Annotated in this window: 14 protein-coding genes, 1 pseudogene and 1 riboswitch; of the genes and pseudogenes, 2 read left to right on the plus strand and 13 right to left on the minus strand. The window is 40.1% G+C overall.

Features of this window, described 5'->3' with window-relative positions:
• Nucleotides 1-3: 3 nt before the first annotated feature.
• The 7 genes and pseudogenes from FTU02_RS03090 to FTU02_RS03120 all read right to left on the minus strand — a co-directional run bounded on the left by FTU02_RS03090 (nt 4) and on the right by FTU02_RS03120 (nt 6480).
• A complete protein-coding gene (locus tag FTU02_RS03090) occupies nt 4-666 on the minus strand; it encodes an urea amidolyase associated protein UAAP2 (protein ID WP_180155744.1) in 663 nt (220 codons plus the stop codon).
• A 15-nt stretch (nt 667-681) separates the two neighbouring features.
• On the minus strand, nt 682-1419 hold the full coding sequence (locus FTU02_RS03095) for an urea amidolyase associated protein UAAP1 (protein WP_180155746.1): 738 nt from the start codon (nt 1417-1419) through the stop codon (nt 682-684).
• Between the two features lie 29 nt (nt 1420-1448).
• Nucleotides 1449-1560: riboswitch (guanidine-I (ykkC/yxkD leader) on the minus strand.
• Nucleotides 1561-1830: 270 nt separating this feature from the next.
• A pseudogene (gene tauD, locus FTU02_RS03100) lies at nt 1831-2675 on the minus strand (taurine dioxygenase).
• A gap of 30 nt (nt 2676-2705) precedes the next feature.
• On the minus strand, nt 2706-3572 hold the full coding sequence (gene tauC / locus FTU02_RS03105; protein WP_180155748.1) for a taurine ABC transporter permease TauC: 867 nt from the start codon (nt 3570-3572) through the stop codon (nt 2706-2708).
• 1 nt (nt 3573) lies between these two features.
• Nucleotides 3574-4359 (minus strand): taurine ABC transporter ATP-binding protein, encoded by a 786-nt coding sequence (locus FTU02_RS03110; protein ID WP_180120204.1) that lies wholly within the window; start codon nt 4357-4359, stop codon nt 3574-3576.
• Between the two features lie 10 nt (nt 4360-4369).
• Nucleotides 4370-5404 (minus strand): taurine ABC transporter substrate-binding protein, encoded by a 1035-nt coding sequence (gene tauA, locus FTU02_RS03115; RefSeq protein ID WP_180120206.1) that lies wholly within the window; start codon nt 5402-5404, stop codon nt 4370-4372.
• Between the two features lie 182 nt (nt 5405-5586).
• A complete protein-coding gene (locus FTU02_RS03120) occupies nt 5587-6480 on the minus strand; it encodes a LysR substrate-binding domain-containing protein (protein ID WP_078190935.1) in 894 nt (297 codons plus the stop codon).
• A gap of 190 nt (nt 6481-6670) precedes the next feature.
• Between FTU02_RS03120 and FTU02_RS03125 the strand changes: the two genes are divergently transcribed.
• Complete coding sequence (locus FTU02_RS03125) at nt 6671-7372, plus strand: HAD family phosphatase (protein ID WP_180155750.1); 702 nt, start codon at nt 6671-6673, stop codon at nt 7370-7372.
• A gap of 90 nt (nt 7373-7462) precedes the next feature.
• On the opposite strand, the gene FTU02_RS03130 is transcribed toward FTU02_RS03125, so the two are convergent.
• From FTU02_RS03130 to FTU02_RS03145, 4 genes are all read right to left on the minus strand, one after another.
• On the minus strand, nt 7463-7780 hold the full coding sequence (locus FTU02_RS03130; protein WP_111884393.1) for a hypothetical protein: 318 nt from the start codon (nt 7778-7780) through the stop codon (nt 7463-7465).
• 223 nt (nt 7781-8003) lie between these two features.
• Nucleotides 8004-9503: a succinate CoA transferase gene (locus tag FTU02_RS03135; protein WP_171319206.1), complete on the minus strand. Its 1500-nt coding sequence runs from the start codon at nt 9501-9503 to the stop codon at nt 8004-8006.
• 133 nt (nt 9504-9636) lie between these two features.
• Complete coding sequence (locus FTU02_RS03140) at nt 9637-10806, minus strand: thiolase family protein (protein ID WP_180008861.1); 1170 nt, start codon at nt 10804-10806, stop codon at nt 9637-9639.
• A 101-nt stretch (nt 10807-10907) separates the two neighbouring features.
• Nucleotides 10908-12686: an acyl-CoA dehydrogenase C-terminal domain-containing protein gene (locus FTU02_RS03145; protein WP_180155752.1), complete on the minus strand. Its 1779-nt coding sequence runs from the start codon at nt 12684-12686 to the stop codon at nt 10908-10910.
• Between the two features lie 605 nt (nt 12687-13291).
• Between FTU02_RS03145 and FTU02_RS03150 the strand changes: the two genes are divergently transcribed.
• A complete protein-coding gene (locus tag FTU02_RS03150; RefSeq protein ID WP_078190941.1) occupies nt 13292-13897 on the plus strand; it encodes a TetR/AcrR family transcriptional regulator in 606 nt (201 codons plus the stop codon).
• 65 nt (nt 13898-13962) lie between these two features.
• Here the strand turns inward: FTU02_RS03150 and FTU02_RS03155 are convergent, their stop codons facing one another.
• Together FTU02_RS03155 and cueR are read right to left on the minus strand one after the other, a co-directional pair.
• Nucleotides 13963-14157: a heavy-metal-associated domain-containing protein gene (locus FTU02_RS03155; protein ID WP_078190942.1), complete on the minus strand. Its 195-nt coding sequence runs from the start codon at nt 14155-14157 to the stop codon at nt 13963-13965.
• A 66-nt stretch (nt 14158-14223) separates the two neighbouring features.
• The gene (gene cueR / locus FTU02_RS03160) at nt 14224-14643 is read right to left on the minus strand and encodes a Cu(I)-responsive transcriptional regulator (protein WP_111884371.1); all 420 of its coding nucleotides are present in this window, start codon (nt 14641-14643) and stop codon (nt 14224-14226) included.

The following is a 14643-nucleotide window of genomic DNA, read 5'->3' on the forward strand; positions in this document are numbered from 1 at the left end:
GTATTACTCCTCACCTTCACGGACGATCAGTTGAATTTTTGTAGGGTTATAAGCATTACATGGGTTGTTTAGTTGTGGGCAATTAGAAATGAGGACAATTAAATCCATTTCGGCTTTAATCTCTACATATTTTCCAGGCGCAGAAATACCATCATCAAATTTAAGATGACCTTCCGCAGTCACAGGCACATTCATAAAGAAGTTAATGTTTGGGCCGATGTGACGTACGTTTAAGCCATGTTTTTTGGCAATTGGATGCTGAGACAATGCAATCATGAAATTGTTACGGCAACTGTGCATTGGATATTTGTCATGTGCATAACGAACGGTGTTACTTTCACATGAACATGCACCGCCTAAAGTATCGTGACGACCGCAATTATCATCATGAATGCTGGCAATTTTGTTGCCAAAGTTGGTGTATAGAGCTGTGCCTTTTTCTAAATAGATTTGTTGATTAATCGCTAAGGTATCAGTGGCGCTATAACGCTCTTCAGGGTTTGATGCCGAGATAAAGAGCGTATCGACCGCTTGGTTGCCCTCTAAATCCACGATACGGAAGTATTGCCCTTTTTGGACTTCGCACATCCATGCTTCACCGGCAGAACATACTTCGCTAAGGACCGTTTTTTCTAAGCTGTTTTGTAAATTAGCTAAAGCTGTCATGATTATTCTCCCCAATTAAGCGCTGAGTGCGTAGTAACGATTATTGTTTTGAAATGCTCTCTGATTTTGCGGGCATGAATTACGGCATACATCACTGTCGCCTAAAGGAAGTGCTTTATATAAAGACAATTGAACATCCGCAGGTGCATATTCCGTGCTGTTATCTAAAGCGTGTGGTGCAGCAGATAAAAAGACCAAACAATCCAATTCAAAGCGAAGTGCAATCACTTGATCTGTATTGTCCGAAGCAACATAACTTAAGTTGCCATTGTCATCAGGTTGAACTTTAGAGAATAAATTTAAAGTACTGCTCAGGTCTGTTGCAGATAAACCAAACTTGGTCATTTCAAGCAATAAGCTATCTTTGCCGTTGCGGTACATATCATTACGGGCATCTTGGAAAGTTTTACTGCCAAATTGGTTTTCAATTTGTGATGCGGTACTTGGTGCACAAAACGCATCATTCCAAGCGTGATCATCTTTGACTATCGAGATCATGGCACGTCCTAAATCCGACGCCAAAATATGACCTGTACTTAAATACGCCGTGTGTTGCCCTTTAAGGCTATCTGGCATGTTATAGCGTTCAAGCTTATCTTCACTATTTACACAGTACAGTGCCACATTGGCATTTTGCCCTAGCGATTTAAGCTGTAATACTGCCCCACGCTGAATACGCGCTGACCAGTGGTGTCCACCCGGTAAAAGTTCAGTCCATAGTTCTTTATCATCATGATAATGTGTTGTGCTCATTGCAGCCTCTGCCTAATTCTTAACTATTTACCTCCCGGGCTTTTATCCCTCCGTGCAGCTTTGCTTTGAATTAAAACGAAGCCGTGAACTCTCGGTCGCAGTCATACATAGAAATGTATCGGAACCCTAGATCACTTTATGATGTAAGTAGAAAAGCAAAGGCTATGCCAATTTAGTATTACGGTTTTAAAAAATAGTAATACCGATCTTTTGACTGTATAGCGCTGCATGTAAATTCTTGGGCTAACACTTTTTTGCTCTATTATTGAACCTATGTGCATTTGAACGATGCATCATCCTTGTGCATTAACTGAATATTTTTGGGCTGTTTCTAAAAATTTATCTTTCAAAAAAGTAAAAGCCCAATATGGGCATTGGGCTTTTGCTGATTATTCAGGACTTTTTATTGCATTAACTGACTGCTTTATAAAATGATACCGAGCCATTCACAGTTGCACGATGCATAATGCGGTGCGCATCACCATAGTCAACAGCGCTTTGTGCTGCGTGCAGCGGTTGTCCCAAATAGCGACATCACCTTCTTGCCATTTCCAGCGCAAGTGAAATTCTTCCTTCACTGCATGTTCAAACAAGAATGTCAGCAATGCATCGCTCTCTTGTGCATTTAATTCATTAATTTGTGTTGTAAATCCCTCATTCACAAACAACACTTCAGCACCAGTTTCGGGGTGTGTACGTACGACCGGATGCACTACTGGCGGATTTTTACGGAAACTATTTTCAAGCCTTTCACGGTCTGCTGCTGTTGTGCCAAAGCGCTCTAATGGAAAAGATTTACGTATATCATGTGTTGCTGTTAAACCGCGTAGTTGCTGTTTTAAATCTTTACTGAGTGCATTAAAAGCAGCTGTACCGCTGGCCCAGAGCGTATCCCCACCAAACTCAGGGATTTTAATCGCTTGCAGCACACAGCCCAACGGTGGTGTCTGACTAAAGGTCACATCAGTATGCCAAAGATCATTGTCTCTTAAATCTTGTCTGTGGCTATCCAGTACAATCACTTCCGGGGCATCATCCATCGCAGGGTAAATCGGATGAATATGCAAAGTACCAAAGGTTTTTGCCAACCTCACTTGCGACTGTGCGCTAAGCGCTTGCTTTCTAAAAAAGATCACTTGATGCTGCAATAGGGCTTGTTTTATTTCCAGCAGCACCGGTGTATCGGCATGGTTTAAATCGATACCCTCAATAACGGCGCCAATGTTTGGGTTAATTTGCTTCGCTTGCAATGACATAATCAAATCTTCTTCAATCTCTAAATCTGTTTACAGCTGTTGGCCATACCAAGGCGCCAACTGCTTTTGCAGCCAACGTAAAAATAACTCAAAACTTACTGCGACAATCGCGATCACAATAATCCCAAGAATCACGATATCAGTAATTAGGAACTGAGCCGCAGACTGCACCATAAAACCAATACCGCGATCAGCAGCAACCAACTCTGCTGCCACCAGTGTTGACCAGCCCACGCCCAAGCCAATGCGCACACCCGTTAATATGTGCGGCAAAGCTGTAGGTAAAATCACATATTGCAAAACCTGCAAGCGCGTTGCGCCTAAAGATAATGCTGCGCGTTCACGGTTTTTTTGGTGGCTGATCACACCATGAGCACTCCTGATAATAATTGGCGCCAAAATAGAAAAGAAAATCAGCAGTACTTTGGTGGTTTCACCAATACCAAACCAAATCACCAATAGCGGTAAGTATGCAAGCGGTGGAATGGGACGGAGTAGCTCCACTAGTGGATCAAATACAGCACGTACCCATTTGTTCAGTCCCATCCATAAACCTAAAGGCACACCAATCACAATAGCACCAATGAGTGCGCTAAACACACGGCCAATACTTTCAGCCAAATGCTGCCAAAGCGTGGCTTTCATAAAACCTTGCTGGCTGACTTCAATAAACTTCTGCCATACCGCTGCTGGACTTGGTAAAAACAGCTCAGGAATAATTTTCAAAGTGGTTACGACAAACCAAAGCACCAGCAAGCTCAGCACGCTGCCGATGCTCACAATAAGTGGCAAATTTTTTCTAAATATAGAAATAGATGAACTTCTGTTTAATGTTGCTGCTTCTGCACGATTTTCGCTTAGATGAGCCTTATTTAATTTTTGAATTTGCGTATTCATATTAAGACTCCACCGCATGTAATTTTTGCGCTTTTAAGCGTTCAAACAACATTTCACGTAGCTGAATAAACTGCGGATCAGATTTAATTGCACGTATAGATTCACCGTTTCTATAGCGCTCAGCAAAATCTAGCTTGAGCGTTTCAACAATCGTCCCCGGGCGCGCTGTCATCAGTACCAATTGATTGCTTAATAAAAGCGCCTCTTCAATATCATGGGTAATGAGGAAGAAACCTTTTTTCTCTTTAATCCATAAATTGAGCACAAACTCCTGCATGCTTTCTCGGGTAAATGCATCGAGTGCTGCAAAGGGTTCATCCAGCAAAATAAATGGTGCATGACTAATCAAGGCACGTGCAATACCGACGCGCTGTTTCATACCGCCTGAAAGTTCCCCAATATTGGCATTTGCCACATGCGACAGCCCTACGGTATTTAAAATAGATGCAACTTGTGACTTTATCTCCGTACTTTTTAAGCCTTTTAATTTCAAGGAAAATGCCACGTTATCTGACACATTGAGCCAAGGCAGTAAGGCATGTTCTTGGAAGACCACAGCACGTCTTGCATCTGGGCCAGTTAAAACTTCATCATCGATTTTGACGTGGCCAGCGCTCACCGGTTGAAAACCCGCCAGAATATTTAAAAGCGTCGTTTTGCCGCAGCCAGACTCGCCAAGTACAACCGTTAAAGTCGATTCAGGCACGTCCAAATTGATATTTTTTAGTACAGCCACCTCATGTTCAGGATAGGTCAGGCTAATATTTTCCGCTTTTAAGATACTCATTTTCACATCCTTAAGGCTGAACAAATAAGGCTGTTACATTGTCCTTGTAATCAGCTTTAACTTTATCTACTTTGCCTTGGGCTTTTAAAAAGGTCGCTGTATCTAAAATATTCGTGGCAAAATCTGTGCTGAAACTTTGAGCTTGCTGCTGCTGGTTCAAATAAATATTGCCAGATAGCAGCAATGGAATATCTTTCGCATCAGAACCGGTTAATTGCGCAATGCTATTGATATAAGCAGTATTCGCTTCAAACGCTTTCGGATCTTGATTGTATTCATCTATTTTCTTTAAAGAAGTTTGAACGAAAGATTTTAAAAACTCTGGATTTTTCTCTGCAAAGTCTTTACGAACCACCCAGACATCAAAGGTTGGTGCGCCCCATTCTGCAACTTGCTTAGAATCGGTCAGAACTTTACCTGTGGCACTCGCCTTGCTTAAAGCAGGTTCCCATACATAAGTCGCGTCAATATCGCCACGTTCCCACGCCGCAGAAATTTCAGGCGGGCGTAAGTTAATAATTTTGACGTCAGACTCTGACAGATTCCAATGCTTCAATGCAGAAAGCAGGCTGTAATGTGCTGTAGAAACAAAAGGGACAGCAATGGTTTTGCCCTTTAAGTCTTCAGGTTTTTCAATGCCTGATTTATTGCTCACCACTAAGGCTTCTGAAGCACCAAGTTTGGCTGCCACAAAAAATACTTCAATAGGTAAATCACGGCTGGCAGCAGCAGCTAAAGGACTGGTACCAATATTGCCAATACTGACATCACCTGATGCCAAAGCATTTACAACGTCTGCGCCAGCATCAAATTTTTTCCATTCTATGGGCTGTTGGCTGTCTTTTTCATAATCGCCATTGGCCTGCGCCACTTTGCTCGGATCAACACCAGTTTGATAGGCAATAACTACCGCTTTCTGATCTTTTTGCGCAATTGCAGCCGTTGAAGTGTCAGGAGTAGATTTTTTAGCTTGGAAATATACGAAAGCAGCGATCACCACAATGACGATCGCCGTAATAATTAAAGGTTTAGATTTGCCGCTCATATTTTTTTCATAAAAAGTGATAACTAATTCACATGCTAATCAGTCAGCTTTATGATGAAAAATAAGTTAATTGACAATATTTATCACAAAATTGCATTTATCGATTAGTGGAATACTTATGCTTTTATTCACTAAACGTCTAGCAATCAATTTTCTGCATGAGATCTTTTAATGGTATTTTTTTACTTCACTAAGATTTCATGGAACATATGACGTAGCCATTGATGGCTGGTTTTATGATGGCAGGACATATGCCAATATTGCTTCACGCCATAGGTTGGAAATGCAATCGGTGCGTCAAATATTTTTAAGTTGCCGCGCGAAAGCAATACTTCACTCAAGTAGTACGGCACAGTAGCAATCGCATCAGTGTCTTGCACAACCAAGCCCACACCTAGATAACTAGGTAATCGCATCAAAATATCACGTTTTAAATCAAGGTTAAGCAACTCATTTTCAATATGGTAGTGCCCCATCCCAGCATCAATATCAATATGCGACTCTGATAAATATTGCTCAGTTGTAATGGTGTCACCCGTTAATCGTGGATGATCCTTAGCTGCAATCACCACATAATATTGCTCAAACAGTTTTTGTTGATAAAAACCGCTTTCCAAATGCGGTAAAAACCCCAATGCTAAATCAATTTCACCATTCGCCATTTGATAACTGGTTTCAGTGGTAATCGGGCGTACATTCAGACGTATTTGTGGCGCGTGTTTTTTTAGATATTGGCTGATTTTAGGCAATAAAACCAAATGCGAAACATCGGTCATGGCCAAAGTAAATTGTTGATCTGAAATGGCTTGATCAAAATTAATCGTAAAATTATTAATGGCTTCGACTTTACTCAAGGCTTCGCTAACTAAAGGAAATAATTGACGCGATAACTCCGTAGGCACCATTTCATTGCCGATACGTAAAAATAAGGGGTCGTTATAATGCTGTCGTATTTTATTTAAAATATTACTGACTGTAGGCTGACTCATCTGCAAGTGCTCGGCAGCTTGCGACACATTTTTGTACTTATAAACATGAAAAAAAATGCTAAGAAGTTTACAGTCCAATTCAAACACGAAAGATTTAGTCCCTAATTAAATAATGCAAGTTATGCTGTGCATCATCTGCTGAATTATACAAAAAGCCAATAACGAAATATTACTTTTATTGCAGATGAAACGCCAGTTTAGCCTGCTCAGTTGCAATCAGCTTTTCAACACTCCAATCAGTCCGCATAATAGACACAGCTCGAATTTGGATATCAACATGCTTCAAGGAAAAAAACTGGTTTGTTTTGATTTAGATGGCACACTTATCGATTCTGTTGGTGTGTGGAATCAGGTCGATGCAGATTTGATTCAACAGTTAACTGGACAAACTATCCAACTCGGTTTAATTCAACGTGAACGTGACATTCAGCTGCAATTATTTAAAAACACACCAGACCCTTACTTAATGTACTGTAACTATCTAAAAGATACTTATAAGATTGAACAACACACAGCAGATCAAATCAAACAGCAACGATATGCCATTTCACAGCATTTTTTAGAACATATCATCTTGCTTAAACCACATGCAGCGTTATTTGTTCAACAGCTTATTCAGCAAGGCATTCAGGTGGCAATTACCACCACGACCAGCCTACAAAATATTTATCGATATCAAAAAAATATTAACATTTATCCAAAGCTGCATTTTGAAAATAGCTTTGATCTGATCCTGACCCGTGAAAGTGTCAAAAATATTAAGCCTCATCCTGAAGTCTATTTACAGGCGATTGAACATTTTGCAGTAAAACCTGAAGAATGTTTAATTTTTGAAGATTCACTCATTGGTGTAGAAGCCGCAAATGCTGCGGGTATTGAAGTGGTTGCGCTGTATGACGCATATTCAGAGCACGAAATTGAGCAAATCAAAAATAAAGCGGATTATTTTATCCATGATTTCTCTTTGGCTCTGAACTGAGTTAAAGCAAATAAACATTCGCTTTAAAGTTAAAAAAGCAGCCCAATTTAGAGGCTGCTTTTGATATTTTTGCAGCTATAGATAATTGATCTATTTTACTTTTTTATAAATGGATCCAGACCCGACTAAATTTCCCGTTTTTTCGTCAATCGCAAATTCAACAGCACCTGTACCAGAGTTTACAGCGAGTAGACCAGATTCAGCAACAGATGCAGGTACAGGATTTTTCTTTTCAGATTTACCACTTTGTTTATCTTTTAAAGTATTGGTAATGAAATAGTTTTCACCATTTTTACTAATAATCAGCGCATTTTCAAGTTGCGGATCTACTGCGGTATTTTGCCATGTTCCAGCATAATCAGGCGCTGGACTTTGTTTACATGCAGTGAGGAGAACTGCGAACAACATCGCAGAAAATAATTGAATCTTTTTCAAAATACTGACCTTCTTTGTCAATGAGTTTTGCATTATAGAAAGCCTTGAAGAGAACTTAAGACCGTTCATGTTGTGCAAAAGTTTCAAACTAAGTGGCGTTGTTTTTCTTTTGTCATGTTTTGAAACATTTGTAGTCTTTCATAATAAATAAGCCCACTTGATTGTGGGCTTATTTAAATATTTTCAATCTTTAGATTTATACGATTTGACGCATTGAACCGGTTTCTTCAAAAGTGGCATGCCAAGACAAAGCCTCTTTTAAAATATGCGGCGTTTGACCACCAAGCTCACATGCGCGTTCAAAGTAGCTCAACAATGCTGCGCGATAATCTGGATGTGCACAGATTTCAATGACTTTACGTGCACGCTCACGTGGTGAAAGACCACGTAAATCTGCCAAGCCCTGCTCTGTAACCACGATGTCAACGTCGTGGTCAGTATGGTCGGTATGACTCACCATTGGCACCACAGATGAAATCGCACCACCTTTTGCAATCGACTTGGTTACGAAAATGGCAATGTGCGCATGACGAGTAAAGTCTCCTGAACCACCGATACCGTTCATCATTTTCGTACCCGTCACATGGGTCGAATTTACGTTTCCGTAAATATCAAACTCAAGCGCCGTATTAATCGCGATAATGCCTAAACGTCGAATGATTTCAGGGTTATTGGATAGCTCTTGTGGACGTAACACAATTTTGTCTTTGTACTGATCAAAATTGTTCATCACGTGCTGTGCACAAGGCTCAGACAATGTCATTGAACAGCCTGAGGCAAATTTCATTTTTCCAGAATCAATTAGCTGGAAAGTACAGTCTTGTAGTACTTCTGAATACATTTCCAAATCATGAAAATTCGAATGCTCAAAACCTGCGAATACAGCATTGGCAATCGAACCCACACCTGACTGTAGCGGGCCTAAATTTTCAGGCAAACGCCCTGCTGCCACTTCACCTTCAAAGAAATCAATCAGGTGCTGAGCAATCGCTAGGGTTTCAGCATCAGGTTCATCCATTTTAAACTGGGTATCTGGCAGATCATTCAACACAATAGCTGAAATCTTATCGGGGCTGACATTGATCCCAATCGTACCAATACGTTCACCGACCTGAGTCAGTGGAATTGGCCCACGGTTTGGTCGCGCTTTCGGCACATAAATATCATGTACACCTTCTAGCACTGGGTTAATCGTATTATCAATTTCAATAATCACATGATCTGCCATTTCAATGAAATTGGCTGAGTTACCACATGAACCTGTCGGAATAACTTGACCATCTTCTGTAATTGCAGTCGCTGCAATAACGGCCACATTAATGCGCGGTAAATTATGATGACGAATATTATCGGCCATTTCAGACAAGTGTTGGTCAATATACATGACCTCGCCAGCGTTAATGGCTTTACGTAAACCAGGATCTGCCTGATATGGATAACGACGTTCTATCGCATGCGCCGCATTGAGGCGACCATCGATACTATTTCCTAAACTAGCACCCGTTGCCAACGTGATACGAAGAGGATGTGAAACTGCATGATCTGCAAGTGCCAATGGAACCGTCTTTGCCTCACCTGCACCACCAAAACCACTTAAACCAACCACTGAACCATCTTGAATTAACTCAATCGCTTTTTCAGCAGACATTACTTTGTCGCGAAGGGAGAGTAAGCGAATGCGATCTAAACCATTCATAATTAAATCTCAAAAAATAAATATCTCAAAATAAACATCTTTTTTCGCCATCCCAGCGAACTGAGATAGCGTTTGTTATTGCTTATCTAAAAACGTACTTATCTAAAAGCTTACTTATATAAATTGAGGCAAATTAAATCAGTTCAACCGCAATTGCAGTTGCTTCACCGCCACCAATACACAGTGCTGCGACACCTTTTTTACCGCCAGTGCGTTTTAAGGCATGAATCAGCGTCACAATAATACGTGAACCTGATGAACCTAGTGGGTGACCAAGTGAGCAAGCACCACCATGAATGTTCACTTTTGCTTCATCTAAGTTAAATCCATCAATCGCCAGCATTGTAACCATGGCAAATGCTTCATTGACTTCCCACAGGTCAACTTCTTGTGCATCCCAACCGGCTTGTGCAAGTACTTTCTCAATAGCACCGACTGGAGCAATCGTGAACTCTGACGGATGCTGTGAATTTGTAGCATAAGCAACGACTTTTGCTAGTGGTTTTAAACCACGTGCTTGAGCCGTTTCTTCTGATGTAACCACCAAAGCAGATGCACCGTCAGAAATTGAGCTGGCATTGGCAGCTGTGATCGTGCCGTCTTTTTTGAATGCAGGACGCAGTGTAGGGATTTTTTCAGGCTTAGCACTTAAAGGCTGTTCATCTGTGTCAACAACGACGTCACCTTTACGGCTTTTAACGGTAACCGGCACGATTTCATTTTTAAAGAAACCACCTTGAATCGCTGCAACGGCTTTATTGAGTGAGTTGATGGCAAAAGCATCTTGCTGTTCACGGGTATAGCCTTTTTTATCTGCCATATCTTGTGCAAGGATGCCCATCGACAAACCTGTCTCAGCATCTTCTAAGCCTTCTTGAAACATGTGGTCTGTGGTTTTACCATGACCCATACGATAGCCTGAACGCGCTTTTTCAAGTAAATATGGCGCATTTGACATCGACTCCATACCACCAGCAACCACAATATTAGCAGAACCGGCTTTAATCGCATCAGCTGCTTGCATCACTGCCTTCATGCCTGAACCACAAATTTTATTAATCGTGGTGGCACCCGTTGTATCTGGTAAGCCTGCTTGACGCATCGCTTGGCGTGCAGGACCTTGTTTAAGACCAGCCGGTAATACACAGCCAAAAATAACTTCGTCAATATCTGTAGGTTCTAAACCTGCACGTGCAACAACAGCCTGAATCGCTGCAGCACCTAAGTCTGGGGCTGTACAAGATGAAAGTGAACCCTGAAAACCACCCATCGCTGTACGTACGCCATCTACAATTACAATCATTTCTTATTTCATCCTGTTTTAAATCTTTTAACCCCAAGGAACCATGACTGGTTCCTCAGATTTTCCATCTTAATGTTTTTCACAGTGGTTTCGATGAAACTTTAAGATTGAGCGGTGAAGTATTCTTCAGATAGCTGCATGATAAGTTCAGAACCTGCTTTAATGCGTTGAGCACGGGCAGCAAGGTCAGGTAGAACTTTCTCAACATAGAAATCTGCGAGTACCAGTTTGTTTTGGAAGAAGCTCTCTGGTTTTGCAGCCGCAGCTTTGCTAATACGTGCAAACATATAAACAAAGCTGAGTAAACCAACTGCATGCAGATAATCGACTGCAACCGAACTGCTAAAGTCTGGTGTAGTTTTAGATTGTTCAATAATGAATTGCGTTAATGCTTCAACTTCGTCAGAAACTTGCAATGCTGCAGATTTAACTTTTGAATCTGCCATGGTTGCAGCAAAATCACGAATTTCAGTAATGTATTCGGCAATAAATGCACCATTACATTTCGTGGTTTTACGTCCAATTAAATCAATCGCTTGTACGCCATTTGTGCCTTCGTAAATCTGTGAAATACGTAAGTCACGAATGCATTGCTCCATACCCCATTCACGGATATAGCCATGACCACCAAAACACATTTGCGCTTCTAAAGTAGCTTGTAGGGCTGTATCTGTTAGGTAGGCTTTTGCAATAGGTGTCAATAAAGCCACGCGGTCATTGGCTTTTTTCACAGCAGCTTCGTCAGTTGAATATTTTGTAATATCCAGTTGCTGACCAACATACACAGCAAATGCACGAGATGCTTCGTTGTTGGCGCGTACATTCAACAACATACGACGTACATCACCATGTACTAAAATAGAGTCTGCTGGTTTTTCAGGAGATTTCACACCTGTCGCAGAACGACCTTGTAGACGATCAGCCGCATACTGTGCAGCATTTTGGTAAGCAAATTCTGCTGCGCCAATCCCTTGGATACCCATCGATAAACGTTCGTAGTTCATCATGACAAACATCGCCGCAAGACCTTCGTTTTCTTTACCAACGATATAACCTTTGGCACCATCAAAGTTCATAACACACGTTGCAGAACCTTTAATACCCATCTTGTGTTCAATTGAACCCGCTGAAACAGCATTACGTTCACCGACTGAGCCATCGGCATTGACATGGAATTTTGGAACGATAAACAATGAAATGCCACGTGAGCCCGCAGGTGCATTTGGCGTTTTTGCTAACACAAGATGGATGATGTTTTCACACAGATCATGTTCACCACTGGTGATGAAAATTTTAGTGCCTGTAATGTTAAATGAACCATCTTCATTCGGCTCTGCTTTGGTTTTAATGATCCCCAAATCAGTCCCTGAATGTGGTTCAGTTAAACACATAGTGCCTGACCATTCACCCGTATAAAATTTTGGAAGATAGGTTTCTTTTTGCTCTTGCGAAGCACGGTCATTAATCGCCATACCTGCACCCACAGTCAGTAGTGGATACAACATAAATGATGGATTGGTACTCCAAATCATTTCGTCAGCAAGTACCGTCAACATTTTCGGCATGTTTTGGCCGCCCCATTCTTCAGAAGCGCCTAAACCAACCCAACCACCTTCGGCGAATTGTTTAAAAGCGTCTTTAAACCCTGTAGGCGTAGTAACAACACCATTACTAAACTGCGCGCCACCTTCTTCATCTGCAGTACGGTTCAAGTCTAGAATAACGTTTTTAGAAAACTTAGCCATTTCTTCTAAAATGGCATTTGCAGTCGCCATATCAATATGAGCTAAGTTTTCATTTGACTGCCAGAACTCATCTGCATTGAATACATCATTTAAGATGAAGTCCATGTCCTTTAACGGCGCATTGTATATTGGCATTGTACTTTCCTTTTCTACAGGCTTTGTCAGCGTCTTTGACAAAGTACTTTTTTAAAGTTGCACGCTCCCGCACAAAATCATCAAATCAATTTTGTGTGGATTTTTTAAAGATCTGTTTTTTCAGATAGATATCTAAAATGGATATAGATAATGTGTTTTTACCGACAAGTGGAAAATAACCACCTGATATTTTGAGCAGCATTATTTTATTACAATTAAATAAATTTATTGAATTGAATAAATTTATAATTGGTAATTGATTAAAACCAAACATAATAGTACCTATAATCATGTTTAATTTAGGGTGTATTAATAACATAACAACCAAGACCGTTTTGTTAAATGCTGCTTTTGTTGTAAAAGCGAAAAGACAATAAATTAAAAAAAATAAAAATGGAATTTTATTTCAAAAAAATGACCTCAAGGGTTCAGTTTTATTGACATTAATTTTATGCTATGAATTCTATATGTTTTACGCACTCTACTAATGTGTTTATTTTTAAACCAATTTATGTAATATTTGAGACCATAGTGGAATGTAAGATTCACAAGATTTAGCTTAAGCTAGGCTTGTTCACCCTCAAGATGTTTATGGAACAGTTATCATGAGTTCAGTACGCCAACAAAATTTTATCCTTCGCAAGGAAAAAATTTTAGCCATGGCAGAAACCCTGCTATTAGATAATAATCAAGACATCACCTTAAGTGAGTTAGCTTGTGAACTAGATATTGCCAAAGGCACGATTTATAAACATTTTAAAAGTAAAAACCAATTATATTTAGAACTGATTATCTTAAATGAAAAACGATTATTAGAAATTTCAAAAAAATATAATCATGATATTAAAACTTATGTTTCACAATATATGCTTTATAATATGTTGAATTCTAATAGAACTATATTATTACATGTCATTGAAGAACGCTTAACCAATAATGAACGTAAATTAAAAGAGTTATTTGAAGAGCTCTATCGTGTTCGTGAAGAACGTATTATTGAAATTAAGGATATGACCAGTGATTATCTAAAATCACTTGAAAGCGCAATGTCGATACGTGATTATTTATCTTATATTTGGACGGTCACTTATGGTGCATCCCTACTCCTCAATTCAACGCATTATCAAAAATCAATCGGTTCACGTGAACGCTTAATCAAGCTATATATTAATCAGGCGCTGATGACGCCAGATAAAATTTCAGCCGTATAGAATTGATTTATAAATAAAAAAGCCGAACAATTGTTCGGCTTTTTTTTCATTAAACAATATCTAGGTTATGCAATCACAGGTGGGAAGCCATCTTCGGTTAAAGCGCTAATCAATTGCTCTGCACTGGCACTAGATTCAACGTCAACTAATTTTGTAGCTACATCAATAGTGACCGTTGCATTTTCGTCTAAGTCTTTAATCGTTGCTGTTACGCTACGGGCACAACCACCGCATGTCATATTATCAATACGAAATTTCATGATATTCATCCTTCTTTTCTAATAACAACACTATAAACCTTGCCACGATTGTAAGGTCAAGCGGATTTAAATCTTTGCTGTATGGCAGCACTCAGCCATGCCCGTTTCGATTTGATTTAAAATCGTACAATCGGCTTGATCATTACCGGCACAGCCATCGACAGACTGTTGCAAGATCTCAACCATGGCCTGTAAGTCTGCGATTTTTTGATTTAAGGTCTGGATATGTTTTAACGCCAATGCTTTAACTTCTACACTTTGCCGACTTTGATTTTTCCAAAGCCCAAGTAAATCTTTCATTTGTTCAGAAGAAAAACCTAAATCACGCGCATGTCTTAAGAAACTCAAGGTTTTAATATCGGCTTCCGAGTAAACTCGATAGCCGGCATCGGTGCGCTGCGCATTATTTAACAGCCCAATCGATTCATAATAGCGGATCATTTTTGCAGAAATGCCCGATGCTTTCGCTGCTTGTCCAATATTCAT

Source organism: Acinetobacter sp. YH12045, from assembly GCF_013419925.1.
Taxonomy (GTDB): domain Bacteria; phylum Pseudomonadota; class Gammaproteobacteria; order Pseudomonadales; family Moraxellaceae; genus Acinetobacter; species Acinetobacter amyesii.